We start from the raw sequence: 21,149 nt of genomic DNA on the forward strand, positions 1-21,149 counted from the left end.
AAGAAATGGGAAGGTGGACACATCCAACAATGGGCCATGATCATGAATCAACTATTAGTTCACGACCACCTGAAGAAACGTGTGAAGAAATATCTAGAATAACTTACACACTTTTCTTGACAAGCCCATATTATAAACCATTTAGTTGTGATACCTGCAGATTCTTAAGCCCCTTCAACCTTAAAAATAACCACATATTTTTCCCCCTCAAATTCTTCAATTCTATAAAAAATACACATAAAAATTTGTTAGGATTCAACAAACTCCTCTAACGGCTCCATTTCATTTATATCAATCAATTTTTTTTCTGGTTCGAGTTCAATTTCTTCACCGTTTATTTCCTTGAAAGGATAAATGTATAAATATAGTTCTTCTATCTCTTCCAGATGAATATTTTTCGTAAGATTTAATTTTTATCAAACAAAAAGTTTGACTCTTTTCAACGCAGATAATTTAAAATAAAACCGTGAACAAATTTAAGAGAAAAAGAGGATTACGATGGAAAAAATAGTACTGTTGTTATTAGCCGTTATGGGTGGCGCTGCGGTAGCTATGCAAAGCCAGGTAAATGGGGGGCTTGGCAGAAAGATTGGAGTTCTTGAAGGATCTTTTATTTCTTTTTTAGTGGGGACTTTGATTCTATTTTTCGCTGTATTGTTTTTTGGAAAAGGGAATTTGCTGGCAACCTTCGAGGTACCGAACTGGCAGCTAATCGGCGGGTTATTAGGGGCATTATACGTTGCTATTACAATCTTTGCTGTTCCCAAAATCGGTGTCGCGTCCACATTGATTGCCGTGGTGGCTGGACAGATTGTAGTTGGCGCGATTATCGATCATTTTGGTCTTTTTGGCGGAACGCGAATTCCAATCGACCTTACGAAATTATTTGCGATTTGCCTGTTGTTTGCCGCTATTTATTTGTTTAATAAATGACATGATAAGACTTTACTGTACATAAGAAGATAGCACCTATTAATTAAGGTATACTGGTTGATGGAATATCCTAATTTTATAAGATGAAAGACGCTCAGAACGAACATTCTGAGCGTTTTGACTTTTAGCACTAGCGGACAGGGGAGTAGTCAGGGGACCTGTTCATTTCTAAAAACGAATCTCCTACACCTGATAATCCCTTTCAATTACAAAATGAGCACGATCTCCCCTAAAAATAGTTTTTGAATATTCTATTGGAGTTTCATCTGGAAGGTATGCATACGTTTCTAAAGCAAAACAAGGGGCCCCCATTTTAATTTGCAGCTTCTCTGATATATCTTGATCAGCGATGAATAATTCCAGGTGCTCAATTGTTTTTTTGATTTTTAATCCAAAGTGTCTATTTAATAACTGATATAACGATTTTTCGCATTCTTTTGCATTTAAGCCAGGGGCCTTATGCCAAGGAAGGTAGGCAATTTCATATTGTAATGGCTGATGATCCGCAAAACGAATTCGCTCTAGTTTATTAACAGGGTCACCCTGTTTTATCCCGAAAAATTTAGCCAGGAACACATCTGCCTGGATTACTTCTAAATTTAACACTCGAATCGAAGGATTTTTCCCTTGTGTTTCGAGCTGCTGTGAAAAGTGATTAACAGTTGAAGTTAAAGTTTGTTTTACTTTGCGATCAGCAACAAAGGTTCCTTTTCCTTGAGTGCGATATACATAGCCTTCCAATGTTAGCTGTTGAAGAGCTGTTCTGATAGTCGTTCTGCTTACCCCGTATTTTTTACAGAATTCTGCTTCTGTTGGCAATTGTGTATGGGGAAGGTATTCACCATTTTTTATCTTTTGTAAAATATCCTCTTTAACACGTGAGTGCAGGGCGTTTCCCTCATTAGCATGCTGCATGATCAATCCCCCTTTCTACCTTGCTATTACATTAAAAAAATAAAATTTCCAAGTATATTTAAATAGTAACACATATTATTACAACAAATAAACATACGTGATACAAATAATTTTATTTGTTATGACAAATTTATATATACATGTAATAACAACATATGATATGCTAACACTAGAAATCGTTTTCAAAAAATAGGAGGTGTTTGAATCTCACATGAAACTAGTCATCATAGGCGGGGGATCAAGCTATACACCAGAAATTATTGAAGGTGTCATTGATCGGCATCAAGAGTTCCCTGTTACAGAATTAGTACTTGTAGATATCGAAGAAGGAAAAGAAAAGTTAAACATTATTGGTGAACTAGCCCAGCGGATGATTGAAAAATCGGGTGTTTCCATCCAGCTTTCTTGGACACTTAATCGTCAGGAGGCGCTGCAGAATGCTGATTTCGTGACAACACAAATCAGAGTAGGCGGACTTGCTGCTCGAGCAAAGGATGAGCGTATTCCGTTGAGTCACGGTTTAATTGGTCAGGAAACCAATGGCGCAGGAGGAATTGTAAAAGCATTTCGAACTATTCCTGTTTTGATGGAAATTTGTAATGACATTTCCAGAATTTGTCCCAACGCATGGTTGATTAATTTTACAAATCCGGCGGGAATTGTAACGGAGGCCATATTAAAGTACAGTCCACATAAAAAGGTGATTGGTGTCTGTAATATTCCATTTAATATGAAGCACAGTGTTGCAGAAATGATGGGATGCAATCCAAATGAAGTGGACATTGAATTTATTGGAGTTAACCATTTTGTCTTCGGAAGAAAAGTGCTGATAAATGGAGCGGATCAAACCGATCAGGTTCTCCGCAAACTTTACGACAAAGAGTTGAATTATTCACCTGCCAATATTGTTTCATTGGGCTGGAAAAAAGAGTTTATCGAATCTATTAAACTACTTCCGAATCCGTATCACCAATACTATTTTCAAACTGAAGAAGTGTTAAAAAAGGATTTAAAGGCTTTTCATGAAAATGGAACGCGGGCCGAAATTGTTCAACAGGTAGAAAAAGAGCTGTTTCAAAAATATCAAGATCCTAATCTGCAAGTTAAACCAAAAGAACTGGAAAAAAGGGGAGGCGCTTATTACAGCCATGCAGCCTGCAGTTTAATGGCAAGCATTTATAACAACAAAGGGGATATTCAAACGGTTAATATCCAAAATCATGGAGCTGTTTTTGATTTACCATATGATTGTGTGATTGAAGTGAATGCCGTGATTACAAAAGATGGACCGAAGCCAGTTACGGTTGGAAAACTGCCGAAGCAAGTAAAAGCTATGATTCAACAGATGAAAGGCTTTGAGGAGCTTGTTGTGGAGGCAGCCGTAACTGGAGATTACAACTTAGCTTATGCATCCATGATTATGAATCCATTGGTTCGAAATGAGTCGAAGGCGAAAATTGTTTTAGATGAACTGCTGGAAGCTCATTGGGAGTATTTACCGCAATTTCATTGATAATAAAGGGGATGGATGAACATGAGTAAGTTTCAAAGATTCGAAGAAAAAGTTTTGCCGATTGCTGGAAGATTAGGTTCTCAAAGACATTTAGTTGCAATCCGTGATGGGTTTGCGGCTATTTTACCATTGATCATTATTGGATCTTTAGCTGTACTTATTAACAATCTGCCGATTCAATTTTTCCAGGATTTTATGCTAAATGTGTTCGGTGAAAGCTGGAAAAATCTTGGAGGTTATATTTGGAACGGGACGTTTGCGATTCTATCATTAATTATTTGTATAAGTGTGAGTTACAATCTTGCTAGATCCTATAGCGTGGATCCGTTAGCTGCTGCATTAGTTGGAGTGGGGTCACTGATTATTTTAACTCCGATGACAGAGGATGGGGGTATATCGATTCAGTGGATGTCAGCACAGGGACTTTTTGTTGCATTGTTTGTTTCTCTTGTTGGCACAGAAATTTTTAGAAAGCTAGCTCAAACCAGACTTACCATTAAAATGCCAGCCGGTGTTCCTGAAGCGGTCGCTCGCTCTTTTGCTTCCCTTATTCCAGCTATGATTGTTTTATTTATATTTGGATTTGTTCAGTTAGTTTTTATAGATATGATGGGAACAAGTTTACAAGACAGTATCTATAAAGTCATTCAAGCGCCATTCCAAAACTTTGCGGGAACACTGCCAGCCGTATTAGGAATTGAATTTACAAAATCATTTCTTTGGTTCTTTGGTCTTCATGGCTCAAACATTTTAGAACCGATAATTGAAGCGGCTTACTTGCCTGGTCTGCAGGAAAACATTGAGTTATTTGCACAAGGGGTATCTGCAAAAGATGTTCCAAATATTATAACAAAGCCATTTATGGATGTTTTCGTTGCAATGGGTGGAACGGGGACAGGGCTTTCACTCCTTATCGCCATCTTCATCATTATGAAAGCAAGGAATGCGAGAAGCTTAGGGAAAATGAGTGCACCTGCTGCCCTATTTAATATTAACGAGCCGTTAATATTTGGTTTACCGATTGTTTTAAATCCAATTTTATTTATTCCATTCATATTAGTACCGCTCGTCAATGTATCCATTGCCTATTTTGCAACATCCGTAGGTTTAGTTCCAAAAACAGTTGTCATGGTACCATGGACAACGCCTCCGATTATTGGCGGATATTTAGCAACAGGCGGTTCGGTAGCAGGCTCGATTTTACAATTAGTGAACTTAGCTGTCGGTGCATTAGTTTACCTGCCATTCCTTAAAGTGCTGGATAAACAAATGCTTATAAATGCTGCTGCAGCTAAAGAAAAGTCAATAGATTCTGAAAAGCAGCAGGATATTAAGATGTAAGAAGTGAATAGTTTGATAAGGAAGAATAGGGAGGAGGAGACTATGAAACTAATCGTAAATGCTGATGACTTCGGTTACACTCCAGCTGTTAGCTATGGAATATTGGATGCTTTCAAAAATGGGATCGTCACGTCCACTACCATGATGTGTAACTCGCCTTATATGGAACATGCTGTTGAACTTGCCAAACAAAATCCTGGTTTAGGGGTTGGTGTTCATCTTGTTTTAACAAGCCGTACACCTTTGTGTGATGATGTACCTTCTTTATTGGATGAAAACGGGAAATTTTATCATCAAAGTCAGATCTTTGAACACGCGAAGGAAGAAGATATTGAAAGGGAATGGACGGCACAGATTGAAAGGTTTTTGGCAAGCGGCCTGAACCCAACTCATTTAGACAGTCACCATAATGTGCACAGTCATCCCATTGCCTTTCCAGTAGCGATAAAACTTGCTTCAAAATATGGGTTGCCGATTCGTAATGCCTTGAACGATAATTTCGATTATGGTTCCGTTCGAACGACGGACATCATGCTGCGTAAGTTCTATGGGGACCATGTAACTTATGAAACATTAGAGGAACAGTTAAAGAGAGTGGCTGCTAAACCGCAAACCGCGGAAATCAACTGTCACCCGGGCTATATAGATGAAGAACTGCGATCACAAAGCTCATATGTCGACAAAAGGACCGTTGAATATACCCTGTTAACGTCGGAGCGAATTAAGAATTTTGCCAAAGAGCTGAATATCGAGTTTACCACATATGCTGCAATTTGAAATAGGAGGGCTTTTTCGTGGATCCCACATCATTAGAAGGAATATCATTTCAGATTATTCTGCATGCAGGAAATGCAAGATCATCTTCAATGGAGGCAATCCAGCTTGCCAAGATTGGAAAGTTTGAGGAGGCTATGGAAAAAATAGCAGAGGCTGATCAATCCTTTTTAGAGGCTCATCATGCCCAAACTTCTCTTTTAGAAAAGGAAGCTAATGGAGAAAGCCCAAGCCTATCGATTTTACTCGTTCATGCACAAGACCATCTCATGACAGCTATGACTGTAAAAGAAATGGCACAGGAATTTATCGATTTATATAGAAAGTTCGGGCCGTTGGGAAAATAAATGGATAGGGGGGTTCTTCGTGAAAATCATTCTAGTCTGTTCGGCTGGTATGTCAACGAGTATGTTAGTCCAGCGAATGAGAAAAGCTGCTGAGGAAAAAGGGGTATCTGCCACTATTCAAGCTACATCTGAAGCTGATCTGGTTAATCATTTAGATCAAGCAGATGTCATATTGGTTGGTCCACAGGTTAGATATCTGGCACCAAAGATAAAAGAAAAGGCTGCTCCACATGGGGCTCAGGTTGAAGTGATTGATTCATTAGCCTATGGAATGATGGACGGCGGAAAAGTTTTTGAACAAGCGCAGAAATTAGTGGAAATAAGTAATTAGAAGTTTTTAAAGAGACAAGTACCTGGAATATTACTTGTCTCTTTTTCATTAAGATAAAATAGCAGTGAAGAGGAACCTATCTTAGTATTTGCATAGTTCATGAACCTTCTCTGGATTATTTCTTGGCAACCGTTCATTCATTGCGGTCACTGGTTCCGTTATCCATATAAAAAACAGGGTTTCTTCGAACTGAACGGACGCTAGTTCCGTTATCTAGTGAAAATGACGGCATTTTATATAAAAATGGCCAAATAACGGATTTCCTGTCCGTAAAATCTTTGGAATCCCCTTATTTTGTTTAAATAACGAATCTCTTGTCCGTAAAACCACCCACTTATTTTATAGAATCCCAAATAAACCGCTAGTATCGCTCTCAAACTGATGCTTTTACTAGTTTCTTTTTATTTCTGCTGTTATTTTCAAAATAGAAAACTACGAAAAGGAATGAAATGCCTCCGAGCAGTCGGAACACGGATGAGATAGACATGGCTTTAATCATTCCAAGATAATCTAGTAATAGGACTCCCAGCTGAGGAGCTATGCAGCCGATAAAAGCAATCATAAGATTATAGTTTGCTAGATAAGAGGTTCGGTGCTGATTAGGCGAAACCCGGAGAACCTGGTTAAAGAGAAGCAGTGTGGTTCCGGACACGAATAATCCCGTCCATAAATTGGATAATGCTAAAACATAGAGATTCTTTGTAAGAATAGTCAGGATGGGAGCCGTTGTCATTCCAATCGCACAGACGAAAAGCATAGTGGAGTTTCCCCACTTATCCGCCATTTTTCCCCACCATTTGTAACTCACAATTTGTGCCACTTGATTTAAAACCGTAAAAATACTAATCCATAAAGCATTCGCATGAGCATAATTGATTTGATAGATTGTAAAAAGCGGCCAGGCCATTTGCCAGCCAAAATTAAACACACAAGCACAAACCAGAAAATAAAGATAGGGTTTATGTTTAAATGTTTTGAAGATGGTTTTGAACATACCTTCCGGATTTTTTTCAGATTTTTCCCCATGTTCAATGTGCTTCATCAAAAAGTAAATTTCAGCCAAGCCAAATAAGAATCCAACTATAAAAAGGGCTTGAAACGGATACGGGTCGTTGCTGTCAAACAGATTAATCATTAATCCAGCAGCAATCGTCGTGATCATCCCAACTATCGTCAATATCCGGCCACGCTGGCTAAAAAACTGACCTCTCCGTTCATCTGGTATGAGATCTCCAATCAGGGATTGCCAGGATAAGGTTGAGACGGCAATTGGAAAATTCATCACAGCAATCATCACCACAAGCACCCAAGCTTGGTTTGCCATTGGAATAAGCGGAACAAACAGGAGAAGCAAGAATAAAAAACGAGCCGCAAAAATATTAATGGCTGTAAATTTCTTTTTTGATTCAAACCGATCCATCCAAATGGCTCCTGGTATCATGGATAGAATAATCATAATGGATGGCAATGAACTGATTAATCCCACTTGTTTATTCGATGCATCGAGAACTTCAATTGCAAATAAAGGGATAAAGTTCGTTATAAAGCCTACGATAATGATCGAGAAAGCCCCGTTATAAATACTCAGCCTCTCATTCTTGTGGATTTCTTGCGGTGCATAGTTCATTGGGATGTCCTCTTCTTTCTCCCTAATATTTAGAGAACCGAAATGTTTTCCAGATGATTTTACTCCTCTCCATAGGGTCTGGCAAGAAGATTTTTTCGGTTTTTAGAATTTTTTTACACTTCATCATTTAGCTTTAGAGAGAGTGGATTATACTTATTAAAAGGAATGAAAGTTAGAGGTATTTAAGAGGGAGTCAGTAGAAGTTTCACCACTTGCGCAGATATAAAAATATCCAAGTCACAACAGCATATATTCCAAGGACGACAAACAGAGTAAGGATTCTTTCTCCCGCTGTACCATCAGCCAATAACACGGGTCCTAACCCAAAATAGGTAATCAGCAGATAAACAGGAACAAACAGCAACCAAAGCCACCATTTTTTCATTCCGATTCCTCCTTCCATTTTTTATTGTAATGTATGTCCTTGCTACATATAGTATACGGAAAATCGTATGTGGTTCGAAAAAAAATGGCCAGTAACCAACTAACTCTTTCAATCTAAACAGTTGGTCTGGCCATGGCGGTTATTATTGATCCTGAAAGTACACCGTTTCGGGTGATCCGGTAGAAGTATGTTCATTTACCCATTCCTGGGCAACTTGAGAAAAATGGGACCAATCCGAGATTTGTTCCCTATTCTGATTGAGCCAATTGAAGCAATATTGCGGATCCAATCCTTTTTCTTCACATTGGGATAAAAAAGCAAGAACATTGGATTGATTGCAGTTCTGCCAAGACCCGCATGTTTCTTTAAATATTTCCTCTACTTTTTCCTGTATAGGTTCTGGGGCAGTCATTCAAATTTCCCTCCTTATATTAATTCATAAAATTTCAGTTATAGTATGTACAAGGATAAAGGAAACAAAGCCAAAAAATTATTTTTGTTTAACGCAGGAACAATTTTTGGTTTTTTAATGAAAAGAGAATAACCTGACCTTACATGTGCGTAAAATAGTACCGCAGACGGACAAGTTCCTTTCAACAATTCTATAAGAAGGAGTATAATAGTTTCGTACTCGCATTTTCGAAAAATTGAAGTGATGGATACAAACTACATAAGAAGGATCTGAAAATATGATTGGATTAGTCATTATATTGTTGCTTGTATTGTTTTTGCCGTTCCTTGTGAAAAAAGTAGAGCATAATTTAGAGATTTTCCTTTTTATCATGGGGGTGGCTGCAGCATCCGTTAGTGGCATGATGAATGGGCATGTAATAGAAAAGGCTTTCGTTGATCCCATCAAAATTACGATTGCGGTATTTGTTGCGGGTTTGCTGACAAAATGGCTGCAGGTACCCCTTGAGAAGGCCATTTTATCGGTCAGCAAGGCATTATCCCCACGGATATTTGCTGCTCTAATCGTGATTGTGTTAGGGTTGCTTTCTAGTATCATTACAGCCATTATAGCTGCGATTATACTAGTCATCATTATTAATGTGCTGCGTCTTGACCGGAAATCAGAAATTCGATTGACGGTTTTAGCCTGTTTTTCTATTGGATTAGGGGCTGCTCTAACACCAATAGGCGAACCCTTATCGACGATTACCGTTAGTAAACTTAATCAGGATTTCTTTTACCTTTTAGAATTGATTGGACCTGAAGTCATTCCTGCCATTGTGATTTTTAGCATTTTAGCTTGGATAGTTGTTAAGCCAAATGATAGTTTTGATAGTTTACATGGAAACCAACAAGCTGAAAGCTATAAAGAAATTATCATCCGTTCCGCAAAGATCTACTTGTTTGTTATGGGTCTTACTTTCTTGGGTCACGGTTTTGAACCTTTAATTAATGAATATGTTCTTGGATTACACCCAATGCTTTTATATTGGATTAATATGATTTCGGCTGTTTTAGACAATGCAACACTTGCTGCTGCTGAAATAAGTCCTGAGATGGATTCTGAAACAATCCGTGCCATTCTTTTGGGCCTTCTTATTAGTGGCGGTATGCTGATTCCAGGCAATATTCCAAACATTATTTCTGCTGGAAAGCTTAATATTACAAGTAAAGAGTGGGCACAATTTGGAGTTCCAGTTGGCCTTGTAACCATGGCCGTTTATTTTGGTATCCTTTTCATTCTTTATTAGGATTTTTTCCTTTAATTCTCAAGAAATTCCAAAAAAATTTTTTATCTTGTCCAAACAAATTGCCTTCTATTGAATAAGTTATAGGAGACCCACTGTAAGGGGCGTGGAGGATGTATAAACGGGATGCAGCAGGGAATGGCAATGATATTTAGATGGGCTGTGAATGCCATCTGCTCCATTTTTTAGGGTGTATACCGAAAAATTACTTCGCCGCTTTTGAACCGGAATTCCTCCATAATCTAGCCATTCTTTGCTAGTATGGTCAGCACAAAGTTGCTGACCATTTTTTATGGCTATTTATTCAATCCAAACCGTTCAGGTCACTTAAATGAATAAGCAAAAATGAAAAAGCGTATGATTCGATCTCATACGCTTTTTCCAGGGGGGTGAACATGGTAACAGTGGAGGGAACTATGTCAAGAGATTTTCGTCTCTTACTACATAATATGGAATTAACAAGAGAAGGCTTGGACAAGTGTAGAAAATTAAAAGTTAAATATCGAAATTTATAAGGATGTACGGCTGGGGAGACCTATTTTAAATGAAGAAAAATTCAATTTCTATAAGCCATTCTTATCTGAGTACTCATTTTCATAGTTTAAAATAAATAAAAAAATAAAAAGGAAGCGCTTGTACGCTTCCTGAGTCTGTCAACTATGTGGTTAAGCTTAATATCCGTTATAGAAGGAAGTACCTACAATAATTAACAGAATAAACAATACAACCAATAAAGCGAACCATGCGCCGTTGTGTCCACCAGACATTTGTTTTCACCCCCTACTTCGTCTAATACAACCTATGTAATTGCCCCTTAAAACGATTAGGACAAACGGTTAGATAATGGGAAAAATGAGTAAAATGCACAGAAAAAAATCATTTTTTCAGGACAAAAATGAAGATGTGATACAAAATTTGGCATTAATTCATATGGGGACCTGAGTTCCTCGGTGAATTACATAAATATCAAAAACATGGGTCAACTATGAAAGTTTTTTTATTTCACCCTGCCCTTTTTCACTCTTTCCGTCTATTTAAAAGGTGAAGGGGGGTGAGACGTATGGCAACTGCAAATCTATCAGAATCCCGGATTCGTCTATTCTATGATCATGGATTAGACCAGGATGGGAAGCAGGTCCTAAAGTCGAAATCATACAATGCAGTGAAGGAGTCAGCTACGGCAGATCAAATTTTGGCCACTGCACAGGCTATAGCGACCCTCAGTTCTGTACCGCTATTCTCAGTAGAAAGAAATGACACAGCCGACATTACAGCCTAATGAGGGGACGATTTTAACGAAGGGAGGGGAACTTTAAATGGCTAAAACACTAGAATTAGAGTTTGGTACGCAAATGGGGAAGGTAAGCCGAATTTCGATTAATGACCCGATCGAACCGGTTGACCCAGTTGCCGTTGAACTGGCAATGAACACGATATTAACGCAAAATATTTTCCAATCAAATAGCGGCGATTTCGTGTCCATCCTAGGTGCCAGACTGGTTGAACGCAATGTAACTGACTATGAATTTGGAGCATAATGTATGAGGGGCTGTATCCTAGCAGCCCCTTTTCTTATACTGGGGTCAGACCCCAAATAAGATGGAGGTGATACAATTATGGATCAGTGGATCTCTCTTGTGGGTGAGGTGGGATTTCCGGTGGTCGTGACTTTATTCTTGCTCTATCGAATCGAAAATAAGCTCGATACGCTGATACATTCCATCCAAAGCCTTCCGGAAAAGCTCCACCATTAAGAAGATTGAAATCCTCGCTAAGATGGGAGGATTTCTCTTTTTGTTAGCCTTTTTATGGGTGATATAATAGTTAGGATTAAATAAAGAAGGATATCACGATTCTTGTGTCCAATATATGAATAGAAAAGAACGAATGTTCGGAGGGGACCAAATGAAATTTATTCACACAGCCGATTGGCATTTAGGAAAGCTTGTCCACGGTTTATACATGACAGAAGACCAAGCATACATACTGGAGCAGTTTACTGAATTAGTAAAACATGAGGAGCCTGATGCCATCGTCATTGCCGGGGATTTGTATGATCGTTCAGTACCGCCAACGGATGCAGTCAATCTGTTAAATGATGTACTTTTTACATTAAATGTAGAATTAAAGATACCAATTGTAGCGATTGCGGGGAATCATGATAGTGCGGAGCGGCTATCCTTCGGTTCCTCCTGGTACAGACATACTCACTTCTATTTAGAAGGAAAGCTGCCAAATGCATTCCAGCCTGTACATATAAAAGGAGTCAACTTTTTTCTTGTTCCTTATGCAGAACCAGCAACGGTGAGAGAGGTGATCGGAAATCCAGCTATAGCGACCCATGATGAAGCGATGAAGGCGATCATTCAGCAAATCGAACCATCTCTATCATCGGATCAACCGAATGTATTAGTGGGACATGCCTTTGTTACCGGGGGCCAGTCGAGCGATTCGGAACGGACACTTTCTGTAGGTGGAGCGGAGCATGTATCAGCTGAAAATTTTGCACCTTTTGCATACACAGCTCTTGGCCATCTGCATCATCCGCATGCGATATCCCATCCGACTGTTCATTATGCGGGGTCTCTATTAAAATATTCATTCTCTGAAGCGGGTCATAAGAAGTCGGTTTCGATTGTTGAGATTGATGAAAAGGGTGTTGCACACAGGACGGAACGGTTTTTAAAACCGAAGAGAGACATGCGGGAAATTGAAGGATATTTAGATGAATTATTAGATCCGCAATATTATAAAAATCAAAAGACTGAGGACTATCTGAAAGTAAGTCTTTTGGATGAAGGAACATTGCATGATCCGATTCAAAAATTACGCCATGTGTATCCTAACGTTCTTCATTTAGAGAGAAAAGTAGAGTGGATGGATGCGAAGCAGAAACAAATTTATCAAACGGTTCAGCAAAATAAAATGTCAGAGGTTGAGCTGTTTGAAATTTTTTATCAGGAAATGACAACGGCCACCTTCAGCGCTGAAAAGAAAAAATGGCTCGAACAGGTGATTGATGAAGTGAAGAAAAAGGAGAGTGTAACCTTATGAGACCTCTTCAGTTAACGATGCAGGCATTTGGACCGTATGCTGGCCAGGAAACGGTTGACTTTACCGTTTTACAAAACAAGCGGATGTTTCTGATCTCAGGGAAAACGGGTTCCGGGAAGACGACGATTTTTGATGGCATCAGTTTTGCTTTATATGGAAAGGCGAGTGGAGAAGATAGGGTCGGGCCGGAATTACGCAGCCATTTTGCCGACGATGATTGTCCGACAGAAGTGTCTTTAACCTTTACGCTCCGACAAAAAAACTATTACATTTGGAGAGCTCCTCAGCAAGAAAAAAAGAAATCCCGCGGCGATGGATTTACCACAATCGGGGCTAAGGCGGAGCTTTATGAAGTAAAACCGGATGGCAGCCGTGTTCTGTTAGGATCCAACGTGCGCGAAGTCGATGAACAAATAAAAGAACTGATGCAAATGGATTTTCATCAGTTCAAGCAAATCTTGATGATTCCTCAGGGAGAATTTAGAAAACTGCTGACCTCTGACAGTAAAGACAAAGAGGTCATTATGCAGAGGCTCTTCCACACCGAAACCTATAAGAGAATTGAAGAAAAGCTAAAAGAAAAGGCGCAGGAGTGGAAGCTGAAAATTGAAGGGACCCTGGCTGAAAGGGAACAGTGGCTCAGGGATGTTAATGTCGTAATAAACGAAGAATTAAAGGATGAGATTGAATCCGAAAATATTCATTATGATAAGGTTCATGAATTATTAGCAGCTGAGATTGAATCGATACGGGACAAGCTTTTACAAGAGAAAGAAGAAGTTGAGAAGAAACAAGTCGAGCGGGATCATCTTCAGGCTGCTCTCTTGCGAGGAGAGCAAATCGTCGAGCAGTTTAAGCATAAGACCCAACTGGAGAAACAAAAACAGGAGCTCGACGCGAAACTGGAGTGGGTTCAATCATTAGAACGGTCGATTGAAAATGCGAGAAAAGCAGAGCGTCTATTTCAGCAAGAGGAAGTTTGTGTCCGTCTGAAAAAAGAAGAAACCCAGGTTGAATCCTTCAAAAAGGAGCAAACGGAAAAAAGAGATTCATATCTGCACATGATGCAGGAGCTAGAAGCGAAAATCGAAAAACTAAAGGAAAATGAGCCGTATCAAAAGAAGCTCACTAATGAAATCTTGCAGTTAGAAGGGCTCCGAAAAGAGATGGAATCCCTTCAAAAAGTTCAAGAACGATTTATCGAGCTGCAAGTTAAAGAGAAAATAGCAAAGCAAGAAAAACTAGAGATCGAAAAACAGCTGAAGGCCGAAAAAGAGAAGGTTAGTGACGGCCAGAAAAAAGAAAAAGAGCTTCATCAGAAGCAATTAGCCATCTATGAAATAAAAGCGCAAGGCAAAGCACTTGTCGATGCTCTGAAAAAGATGGAAAATACGCAAAAGCTTATCATTTCAATTGGAAATTTAGAACTCTCGATCGCGGCTAAGAAAGCGGAATTGGAAAAACTAGAAGTTCAATATAATAAAGAAACAGCTGAAATTGAAGCGCTTGAACAGGAATGGAATCATCAGCAGGCGAGAATTTTAGCACATTCATTAACGGATGGAGCACCATGCCCCGTATGCGGATCTACTGAGCATCCGAAGAAGGCTGAGTTCACCGAAGAAGATACGTTTGATTCCAATGAATTTAAGCTTTATAAAGAAAATAAAAAGAAAACGGAGGACAAACTTTTCAAAGTAAAGAACGAGTACTCTGTTTTAGTGAACAAACGGGATTATGAGCAAAGTTTAGTCAAGGAGCAGCTAAAAGAATTACAGGAGTTTCAAGTAAACATAACACAGGAATCATTGCAACATCACATAGCAGAAATTCGTGAGCAAATTCGGGAGCTTAAGCAACAGCTTACAGATACAGAAACGGTGCAAAAACAACTCGAGACTCTGCAAGATTCGATTGAAAAATCACAAGCGCTCGTTGTTCAATTAGAAGAAAGCAGCCGGAAAGCTATAGAGACCGACCATCAAATTTCACAAGAGCTGCTTGAAATCAAATCTCAGCTCAACTTTATCCAAAAATCATTGCCTGAAGATATTCAGTCGTTTGAAGAATATGAAAAAAAACTGAATTCTTTAAAAGCAAAACTAAACCAGATCGAACAAGAATGGGAAAAAACACAAAAAGCTTATCAGGATATAAAAGGATATTATAATACGACACTTGGAAAACTCGAAAGCCTTGATGTGCAATTAGCTGAGATTCAAAAAAGCTTAAAGCAGGAGAGAGAGCTATTTTTAGAACAGCTAAAAGCGGAAGGCTTTGAGACGTACCAGGTTTATGAACAGTCGAAAATGAATCCGGATCAAACCAAAGATTATGAACAAAAGGTCCGCTACTATTGGGAGGAGATCCGTTCTGTCACTGACAGATTGGAGGATCTAAATCGGATTCTGAAGGATGTAAAAATGCCAGACTTAGCGGAATTGAAAGCTAAAGCGGAAGCGCATGAACAAATTCTCAAGCATGCTCAAGACAAGGTTTCAACACTTTCTTATCAGCTGCAAAGAAACGAAACCATCTTAGATAAAGTATCAAAATTAACGGAACAGATCCGTGAGCATGAAAATCAATATAAAATCATCGGAGAATTAGCAGACATTTCGAGAGGGCAGAATACATATCGTTTATCATTTGAACGATTTGTGTTAGCCGCTTTTCTAGACGATATATTAAAGGTTGCAAATGGCAGGCTGAAAAATATGACGAGCGGCCGCTATATGTTAATCCGTAAACCAGACCGCTCAAAGGGAAATGTTCAAAGCGGACTTGAGCTTTTAGTGTATGATCAGTATACGGGTCAGGAACGCCATGTGAAAACATTGTCCGGAGGGGAAAGCTTCAAGGCCTCATTAGCTTTAGCTTTAGGATTAGCTGATGTAGTTCAGCAATATGCAGGCGGCGTTTCGCTTGAAACTTTGTTCATTGATGAAGGGTTTGGTACACTAGACCCTGAATCATTAGATCAGGCCATCGAGACTCTTTTCGAGCTGCAAGGCAACGGCCGGCTCGTTGGCATCATTTCTCACGTGCCAGAACTAAAGGAAAGAATTGATGCCAGACTGGATATTATCGCCACACAAACAGGCAGTACAACCAGATTTAACATTGAATCACCCGTTGTGTAGAGGCATAAAACTACATTAAAAAAGGGGTTCTCTGAGTGAAAACAATTGGAATTGACGCAGGGGGAAGCTTGTTAAAAATTGTATATGAGGAAAGTGGACGCCATCATTACAAATGGTTTCCAATTAATGAAATCAATCAGGCCATTTCTTGGCTGCAAATGTTGACCCCTGCTGCTGACTTTAAAGTGACTGGCGGAAAAGCCCATAAAATTCAGGAAAAACTAGGAGGTGCTAATGTAACTCTAGTTCCAGAATTTGACTCCGTCTGTATAGGTACACGTGAATTGATGATAAGAGAAAAGATTCAAATACCGGATCGATACTTGATTATCAGTATCGGAACTGGTACCTCCTTTTATATTGTCCAAGGGGAGAATTTTCATCGTTTATTTGGCTCTGGGATTGGCGGAGGTACAATCAATGGATTAAGTCAGTTATTGCTGCAGGAACGAGATTTTTCAAAAGTGGTGCAGCTAGCTCAACAAGGAGAGCGGGGAAGTGTTGATCTTTTAGTGAGAGATTTATATGAAGATGAAGAACCGCCAATTCCTGGAAACCTGACAGCTGCCAATTTCGGAAAGCCGGACCTTCGAGAAAGCAAGAAAGAGGATGTCGCAGCTGCGCTGTTTCAAATGATTGGGGAAACGATTGTCCTATTGGCCAAACAGTTTTCCGAGCCTTTTGGGGTTAAAAAATTTGTCTACGTAGGCAGTGCGATCGCAAATAATCCAGCTTTGCAGCAAGTGATCAGCAGCTTTGACGGAATGCTTCAGCATGAAAGCATTTTTGTCGAACACGGATCTTATGCAGGAGCACTGGGAGCGATCACGTATCAGTCATGAATAATTGGATAAAAGCTCCTTTCACGGGGAAAAGTACACGTGAAGGGAGTGTTTTTACATGAAAAAACGTGACCATGCAAAAGATGAACCAACCATTGCAGAAGGCATGAACACAGAAGATCAGTTACAAAAGGATGCAACTCCTGAAGAAATTGAAAGAGGGGAATATACGAGCGTAACGACTTTATCATTAGATGAAAATGACCCAAGTTAATAGGTAATGGAAAAATAGCAGCATTTTTTTAAAAGGATGGCTGCTATTTTTTTATGATTTATCTTGATCGATTCAGTTGATTATGGACAAAAGTAGATAAAAAGGAATTTTGGTCTCTAAAGGACGGAAGCAGGTGTGTTTTAAAGAACCTAAAAGGAAGGATAAACAAAAGAAAGTCTTGTATACTATCCCTTAATGATAAACCTAGCTTTTAAAATGGTAAAATAGGGTAGAGGTGGTACAATGAAAATTCAGGGAATCAATCATTTATTGTTTTCGGTTTCAAATTTAGAAGAATCGATTCATTTTTATCGAGAGGTGTTTGGTGCTAAGCTGCTGGTGAAAGGCAGAACCACTGCTTACTTTGATTTGAACGGACTTTGGCTTGCCCTCAACGAAGAAAAAGATATTCCGCGCAAGGAAATTCACCATTCCTATACACATATTGCTTTCTCGGTAGAGGATAAAGACTTTGATGAAATCTATGAAAATTTGAAAAAGCTTGATGTACATATACTTCCAGGCCGGACAAGGGATGACAGGGATAAAAAATCAGTCTATTTTACAGACCCCGATGGCCATAAATTTGAGTTTCATACCGGTACTCTTCAGGATCGGCTCGATTATTACCGCCAAGACAAGACGCATATGACTTTTTATGATTAAGAACTCACTATCGAAGCTGCGGTACGTTCTTGCCGAATTCACCTCGCTAATGTTAAGTTAGAAACTATCAATTTAAAATCGGGGGTTAGTTACTATGCATTATGATGTAATTGTTGTCGGTGCAGGTTCTATGGGGATGGCAGCAGGCTATTTTTTAGCAAAGAGTGGTAAAAGTACGTTATTACTAGATACCTTTACCCCTCCCCATAATCGAGGAAGTCATCACGGCGATACGAGAATCATCAGATATGCCTATGCGGAAGGAGAAGAATATGTTCCGTTAGTTCTGAGAGCTCAAAAATTATGGGAGGACTTAGAGAATGCGACGGGAAGACCATTATTTCTGCAAACAGGGGTTCTTAATGTTGGCGAAGAAAAATCCGAGTTTATCCAAAACATAATTAAGAGCTCTAAGACTTACTCGTTGCCGCTTGAAGTTATTGATGCAAATGAAGTGAATAAGCGCTGGGCCGGTATTTCATTACCCGAAGATTATATTGGCTGCTTTGAACCGACATCTGGCGTGCTAAAAAGCGAGGCTTGTATTGAGGCGTATCGCGAACTGGCTGACCAAGAAGGAGCAACTATTATAACCAACAGCAGAGTAAAGGAAATGTCTGTTCATGACAATGGCGTGACTATTAAAACCAACAACGAGACCTTTACCTCAGATTCATTAGTGGTATCAGCCGGAGCCTGGTCGGGAAGTCTTCTTTCAAAGCTGGGATTGCAGCTTCCGCTTACCCCGGTAAGAAAAACATTTGCCTGGTTTGAAGCAGAGGAAGATCTATACCGCCATCAAACATTCCCAGCTTTTGCATTTGAAACCACCTTGGGTCTTTATTATGGATTTCCGAGTATTAATGGCTCCGGATTAAAAGTCGGCAGACATGACGGGGGAGAACGTATCAATCCCGACGAATCCATCCCGGGATTTGGGGAGAACCAAGGAGATGAAGGGGATCTAGTGCAATTTTTGCATAATTTTATGCCTGGAACCAAAACTTTAAAAACCGGAAAAACCTGTATATATACACTGACTCCCGATGAAAAATTTGTAATTGATATACATCCTGATTATCCAAATGTTGCAATTGCTGCTGGTTTTTCAGGTCATGGCTTCAAATTTGTCAGTGCGGTGGGGGAGGCTTTAAGTCAATTAATCATTTCAGGGAAAACCAAAATCGATCTTTCGCCATTTGCAATGAGCCGCTTCATAAAGTGAGAAATGATGGCGATCTGTATCAATGAGAAAAGGGATTGCCGAAACAATCCTTTTTTTAACCCGTTAATATATCTTCACTCGGATATTTTATTTTTTCTGTTTCTGGTCTTGCTAGTGAAAATGCCAAGGTCAGAGGTCCTAATTTACCCAAAAACATGACAAGAACAATAATGAATTTCCCAATCACAGATAAATCTGCCGTAATCCCCATAGAAAGACCCACGGTTCCAAAAGCAGAAATAACTTCAAATAACAGTTTTAAGAAGGGGATTGGCTCGATAATGTTTAATAAAAAAACAGCTAAGAAGATAAACAAATTACTGATTGTCAAAATCGCCAGAGATTTGAAAACGGATTTATCTTTAATCGTCCTTTTTCCAATTGTAATATTCCGCTTTTCCCTTAGAAACGTTAAAACGGATAAAACAAGGACAATGAATGTTGTTAATTTAATTCCTCCCCCAGTCGAAGCACTCCCTGCACCTACGAACATTAAGAGAAGCATAAGTGTAATGGTGCCTTCATGCAAACTTGCAATATCAAGAGAATTAAAGCCAGCTGTACGCGGCGTAACTGCCTGGAAATAGGCTGCCCACATTTTATCTCCCAAAGATGGCAACGTCCCAAATGTGTTTGGATTATTGGATTCCAGAAAGAAAATAACGATAAGTGCGAACAAATTAAGTACTATCGTACCTACAATCATTAATTTTGAATGTAGACTGAGTCTTTTAAAATTCCGCTTGTGCCGTATATCAGACAAGACTGTGAATCCAATTCCACCAATTATAAATAGGAAAGTGATAACTAGATTTACCACTGGGTCTCCCACATACCTCATCAGGCTATCTGGCCAAATTGAAAACCCAGCATTATTAAAAGCAGAAATAGCGTGAAAAAAACTATAATAGATTCCGTTGTCCCAACCGTATTCGGGTACCCATCTCATTGCGAGAAGGATCATTCCAATAAGTTCAATGGTAAGGGAATAAATAAATAAGTTTTTTACTAATTTTATCACTCCGCCAAGGGAGGTTTGATTGAGAGCTTGCTGTACAATGATTCTTTCTTTGAAACCAATTTTTTTGCCGAGAACAATAAAAATGAGGACGGCGAATGACATTATTCCTAAGCCGCCAACTTGTATAAGCATAAGAATGACTAATTGACCAAAAAGGGTATAGGCAGTTCCTGTATCCACCACCGCTAGACCAGTTACTGTCATAGCCGATGTCGCTGTAAAAAGGGCATCTATCCAACTGATAGAATCGGCAGTGGCAAAAGGCAGTTTAAGCAGTAATGCGCCTATAATAATAAAAAATATAAATACCAATACAAGCAGCTGGGAAGGATTTAGATTTATATATTTACCTTTCATATTAGACACCTTTGTCTTCAAATCGAGCGATATCATTATTATGCCCAATCACAATTAACACATCGCCGTTTTGAATGATTTCCTCAGCAGAAGGAGAAACGATAAATGATCCATGACGCTGTATACCCACAATTGTACATCCGTAATGTGCCCGAATATTTAGCTCACCTAAGCTTCGTCCCACGATCTTATCTGTTGCCACAATTTCCACGATACTGAATTCTTTGGATAACTCGATAAAGTCGATCATTTTCTCGGATACAATATGATGGGCGATCCTTCTGGCCACATCACGTTCGGGATGGATTACTCTGTCAACTCCAATTTTTTCAAGAACTTTTGCATGACGATCATCTTGCGCTTTGGCCCACACCTTCGGGATCCCAAATTCTTTTAATAACAATGAAGTTAATATACTGGACTGCATATTATCCCCAAATGAAACAAAGGCATGATCGACATTGCGAATTCCAAGTTCATTGATCGTTGTTTCATCAATGACTTCTACACATACAGCGTAGGTAGCATATTTAGAATACTCATTCACCTTAGTCTCATCTTTATCGATTGCGATCACTTCTATGCCCATATCATAAAATTCTTTGACAATGGTGCCTCCAAACCGTCCCAACCCGAAAACAGCAAATGATTTTTTGTTCATTTTTCTTATCCCTCTTAGTTTTTGATTAGTATTTCAAAAATTTGGAGCAAAATACACAAATAAAAAACCACAGGGAACTCCCCGTGGTAGGTGATCATTT

General features: G+C 39.2%; 23 protein-coding genes. 16 read left to right on the forward strand and 7 right to left on the reverse strand.

Going from position 1 to position 21,149, the window contains the following annotated elements:
- Positions 1-498 precede the first annotated feature (498 nt).
- A complete protein-coding gene (locus MLE14_RS16655; protein WP_243299545.1) occupies positions 499-933 on the forward strand; it encodes a DMT family transporter in 435 nt (144 codons plus the stop codon).
- A gap of 183 nt (positions 934-1,116) precedes the next feature.
- Here MLE14_RS16655 and MLE14_RS16660 read toward each other — a convergent pair whose 3' ends face one another.
- Positions 1,117-1,848 (reverse strand): GntR family transcriptional regulator, encoded by a 732-nt coding sequence (locus tag MLE14_RS16660; protein ID WP_243299546.1) that lies wholly within the window; start codon positions 1,846-1,848, stop codon positions 1,117-1,119.
- Between the two features lie 211 nt (positions 1,849-2,059).
- Here MLE14_RS16660 and MLE14_RS16665 point away from each other — a divergent pair, with 211 nt between their 5' ends.
- Genes MLE14_RS16665 through MLE14_RS16685 form a run of 5 tightly spaced genes read left to right on the forward strand, consistent with a single transcriptional unit; the run spans position 2,060 to position 6,154 of the window.
- A complete protein-coding gene (locus MLE14_RS16665) occupies positions 2,060-3,361 on the forward strand; it encodes a 6-phospho-beta-glucosidase (protein WP_243299547.1) in 1,302 nt (433 codons plus the stop codon).
- A gap of 21 nt (positions 3,362-3,382) precedes the next feature.
- A complete protein-coding gene (locus MLE14_RS16670; protein ID WP_243299548.1) occupies positions 3,383-4,702 on the forward strand; it encodes a PTS sugar transporter subunit IIC in 1,320 nt (439 codons plus the stop codon).
- Between the two features lie 42 nt (positions 4,703-4,744).
- On the forward strand, positions 4,745-5,479 hold the full coding sequence (gene chbG, locus MLE14_RS16675; RefSeq protein ID WP_243299549.1) for a chitin disaccharide deacetylase: 735 nt from the start codon (positions 4,745-4,747) through the stop codon (positions 5,477-5,479).
- A gap of 17 nt (positions 5,480-5,496) precedes the next feature.
- On the forward strand, positions 5,497-5,823 hold the full coding sequence (locus MLE14_RS16680) for a PTS lactose/cellobiose transporter subunit IIA (protein WP_243299550.1): 327 nt from the start codon (positions 5,497-5,499) through the stop codon (positions 5,821-5,823).
- 19 nt (positions 5,824-5,842) lie between these two features.
- Complete coding sequence (locus MLE14_RS16685; protein ID WP_243299551.1) at positions 5,843-6,154, forward strand: PTS sugar transporter subunit IIB; 312 nt, start codon at positions 5,843-5,845, stop codon at positions 6,152-6,154.
- A gap of 373 nt (positions 6,155-6,527) precedes the next feature.
- On the opposite strand, the gene MLE14_RS16690 is transcribed toward MLE14_RS16685, so the two are convergent.
- The 3 genes from MLE14_RS16690 to MLE14_RS16700 all read right to left on the reverse strand — a co-directional run bounded on the left by MLE14_RS16690 (position 6,528) and on the right by MLE14_RS16700 (position 8,578).
- Complete coding sequence (locus MLE14_RS16690) at positions 6,528-7,781, reverse strand: MFS transporter (RefSeq protein ID WP_243299552.1); 1,254 nt, start codon at positions 7,779-7,781, stop codon at positions 6,528-6,530.
- Positions 7,782-7,986: 205 nt separating this feature from the next.
- The gene (locus tag MLE14_RS16695; protein ID WP_243299553.1) at positions 7,987-8,166 is read right to left on the reverse strand and encodes a DUF6954 family protein; all 180 of its coding nucleotides are present in this window, start codon (positions 8,164-8,166) and stop codon (positions 7,987-7,989) included.
- Between the two features lie 142 nt (positions 8,167-8,308).
- Positions 8,309-8,578, reverse strand: a complete 270-nt coding sequence (locus MLE14_RS16700; RefSeq protein WP_243299554.1) for a hypothetical protein — start codon at positions 8,576-8,578, stop codon at positions 8,309-8,311.
- A gap of 277 nt (positions 8,579-8,855) precedes the next feature.
- Here MLE14_RS16700 and MLE14_RS16705 point away from each other — a divergent pair, with 277 nt between their 5' ends.
- Positions 8,856-9,869, forward strand: a complete 1,014-nt coding sequence (locus MLE14_RS16705) for a DUF1646 family protein (RefSeq protein ID WP_243299555.1) — start codon at positions 8,856-8,858, stop codon at positions 9,867-9,869.
- 668 nt (positions 9,870-10,537) lie between these two features.
- On the opposite strand, the gene MLE14_RS16710 is transcribed toward MLE14_RS16705, so the two are convergent.
- Positions 10,538-10,633, reverse strand: a complete 96-nt coding sequence (locus MLE14_RS16710) for a YjcZ family sporulation protein (protein WP_243299556.1) — start codon at positions 10,631-10,633, stop codon at positions 10,538-10,540.
- A 293-nt stretch (positions 10,634-10,926) separates the two neighbouring features.
- Between MLE14_RS16710 and MLE14_RS16715 the strand changes: the two genes are divergently transcribed.
- The 9 genes from MLE14_RS16715 (at position 10,927) to solA (ending at position 19,010) form a co-directional block, all read left to right on the forward strand.
- Positions 10,927-11,145, forward strand: a complete 219-nt coding sequence (locus MLE14_RS16715) for a DUF1659 domain-containing protein (RefSeq protein ID WP_243299557.1) — start codon at positions 10,927-10,929, stop codon at positions 11,143-11,145.
- A gap of 37 nt (positions 11,146-11,182) precedes the next feature.
- Complete coding sequence (locus tag MLE14_RS16720; RefSeq protein WP_243299558.1) at positions 11,183-11,404, forward strand: DUF2922 domain-containing protein; 222 nt, start codon at positions 11,183-11,185, stop codon at positions 11,402-11,404.
- A gap of 78 nt (positions 11,405-11,482) precedes the next feature.
- A complete protein-coding gene (locus MLE14_RS16725; protein ID WP_243299559.1) occupies positions 11,483-11,620 on the forward strand; it encodes a YvrJ family protein in 138 nt (45 codons plus the stop codon).
- A gap of 151 nt (positions 11,621-11,771) precedes the next feature.
- Complete coding sequence (locus tag MLE14_RS16730; protein ID WP_243299560.1) at positions 11,772-12,920, forward strand: exonuclease SbcCD subunit D; 1,149 nt, start codon at positions 11,772-11,774, stop codon at positions 12,918-12,920.
- A complete protein-coding gene (locus tag MLE14_RS16735) occupies positions 12,917-16,063 on the forward strand; it encodes an SbcC/MukB-like Walker B domain-containing protein (RefSeq protein WP_243299561.1) in 3,147 nt (1,048 codons plus the stop codon). The genes MLE14_RS16730 and MLE14_RS16735 overlap by 4 nt, the downstream gene beginning before the upstream one ends.
- Before the next feature lie 35 nt (positions 16,064-16,098).
- Positions 16,099-16,905 carry a type II pantothenate kinase gene (gene coaW, locus MLE14_RS16740; protein ID WP_243299562.1) on the forward strand — a complete coding sequence of 269 codons (807 nt, stop codon included), beginning with the start codon at positions 16,099-16,101 and terminating at the stop codon, positions 16,903-16,905.
- A gap of 58 nt (positions 16,906-16,963) precedes the next feature.
- A complete protein-coding gene (locus tag MLE14_RS16745; RefSeq protein WP_243299563.1) occupies positions 16,964-17,119 on the forward strand; it encodes a hypothetical protein in 156 nt (51 codons plus the stop codon).
- A gap of 243 nt (positions 17,120-17,362) precedes the next feature.
- A complete protein-coding gene (gene fosM, locus MLE14_RS16750; RefSeq protein WP_243299564.1) occupies positions 17,363-17,785 on the forward strand; it encodes a FosM family fosfomycin resistance protein in 423 nt (140 codons plus the stop codon).
- A 94-nt stretch (positions 17,786-17,879) separates the two neighbouring features.
- Positions 17,880-19,010 (forward strand): N-methyl-L-tryptophan oxidase, encoded by a 1,131-nt coding sequence (gene solA / locus MLE14_RS16755; RefSeq protein ID WP_243299565.1) that lies wholly within the window; start codon positions 17,880-17,882, stop codon positions 19,008-19,010.
- A gap of 55 nt (positions 19,011-19,065) precedes the next feature.
- Here solA and MLE14_RS16760 read toward each other — a convergent pair whose 3' ends face one another.
- Complete coding sequence (locus tag MLE14_RS16760) at positions 19,066-20,388, reverse strand: TrkH family potassium uptake protein (RefSeq protein ID WP_243299566.1); 1,323 nt, start codon at positions 20,386-20,388, stop codon at positions 19,066-19,068.
- Between the two features lies 1 nt (position 20,389).
- Complete coding sequence (locus MLE14_RS16765; protein ID WP_243299567.1) at positions 20,390-21,049, reverse strand: potassium channel family protein; 660 nt, start codon at positions 21,047-21,049, stop codon at positions 20,390-20,392.
- Positions 21,050-21,149: the final 100 nt, after the last annotated feature.

The sequence above is a fragment of the Bacillus litorisediminis genome (genome assembly GCF_022808645.1).
Classification (GTDB): domain Bacteria; phylum Bacillota; class Bacilli; order Bacillales; family JC228; genus Bacillus_BF; species Bacillus_BF litorisediminis.

What these genes read in the sequence shown, in the direction of transcription:
- fosM (WP_243299564.1), top strand. Translation starts at nt 17,363, where the DNA reads ATGAAAATTCAGGGAATCAATCATTTATTGTTTTCGGTTTCAAATTTA.
- MLE14_RS16690 (WP_243299552.1), bottom strand. Translation starts at nt 7,781, where the DNA reads ATGAACTATGCACCGCAAGAAATCCACAAGAATGAGAGGCTGAGTATT.
- MLE14_RS16705 (WP_243299555.1), top strand. Translation starts at nt 8,856, where the DNA reads ATGATTGGATTAGTCATTATATTGTTGCTTGTATTGTTTTTGCCGTTC.
- MLE14_RS16665 (WP_243299547.1), top strand. Translation starts at nt 2,060, where the DNA reads ATGAAACTAGTCATCATAGGCGGGGGATCAAGCTATACACCAGAAATT.
- MLE14_RS16700 (WP_243299554.1), bottom strand. Translation starts at nt 8,578, where the DNA reads ATGACTGCCCCAGAACCTATACAGGAAAAAGTAGAGGAAATATTTAAA.
- MLE14_RS16760 (WP_243299566.1), bottom strand. Translation starts at nt 20,388, where the DNA reads ATGAAAGGTAAATATATAAATCTAAATCCTTCCCAGCTGCTTGTATTG.
- MLE14_RS16725 (WP_243299559.1), top strand. Translation starts at nt 11,483, where the DNA reads ATGGATCAGTGGATCTCTCTTGTGGGTGAGGTGGGATTTCCGGTGGTC.
- MLE14_RS16695 (WP_243299553.1), bottom strand. Translation starts at nt 8,166, where the DNA reads ATGAAAAAATGGTGGCTTTGGTTGCTGTTTGTTCCTGTTTATCTGCTG.
- MLE14_RS16715 (WP_243299557.1), top strand. Translation starts at nt 10,927, where the DNA reads ATGGCAACTGCAAATCTATCAGAATCCCGGATTCGTCTATTCTATGAT.
- MLE14_RS16655 (WP_243299545.1), top strand. Translation starts at nt 499, where the DNA reads ATGGAAAAAATAGTACTGTTGTTATTAGCCGTTATGGGTGGCGCTGCG.
- MLE14_RS16670 (WP_243299548.1), top strand. Translation starts at nt 3,383, where the DNA reads ATGAGTAAGTTTCAAAGATTCGAAGAAAAAGTTTTGCCGATTGCTGGA.
- solA (WP_243299565.1), top strand. Translation starts at nt 17,880, where the DNA reads ATGCATTATGATGTAATTGTTGTCGGTGCAGGTTCTATGGGGATGGCA.
- MLE14_RS16710 (WP_243299556.1), bottom strand. Translation starts at nt 10,633, where the DNA reads ATGTCTGGTGGACACAACGGCGCATGGTTCGCTTTATTGGTTGTATTG.
- MLE14_RS16720 (WP_243299558.1), top strand. Translation starts at nt 11,183, where the DNA reads ATGGCTAAAACACTAGAATTAGAGTTTGGTACGCAAATGGGGAAGGTA.
- chbG (WP_243299549.1), top strand. Translation starts at nt 4,745, where the DNA reads ATGAAACTAATCGTAAATGCTGATGACTTCGGTTACACTCCAGCTGTT.
- MLE14_RS16745 (WP_243299563.1), top strand. Translation starts at nt 16,964, where the DNA reads ATGAAAAAACGTGACCATGCAAAAGATGAACCAACCATTGCAGAAGGC.
- MLE14_RS16660 (WP_243299546.1), bottom strand. Translation starts at nt 1,848, where the DNA reads ATGCAGCATGCTAATGAGGGAAACGCCCTGCACTCACGTGTTAAAGAG.
- MLE14_RS16735 (WP_243299561.1), top strand. Translation starts at nt 12,917, where the DNA reads ATGAGACCTCTTCAGTTAACGATGCAGGCATTTGGACCGTATGCTGGC.
- MLE14_RS16730 (WP_243299560.1), top strand. Translation starts at nt 11,772, where the DNA reads ATGAAATTTATTCACACAGCCGATTGGCATTTAGGAAAGCTTGTCCAC.
- MLE14_RS16765 (WP_243299567.1), bottom strand. Translation starts at nt 21,049, where the DNA reads ATGAACAAAAAATCATTTGCTGTTTTCGGGTTGGGACGGTTTGGAGGC.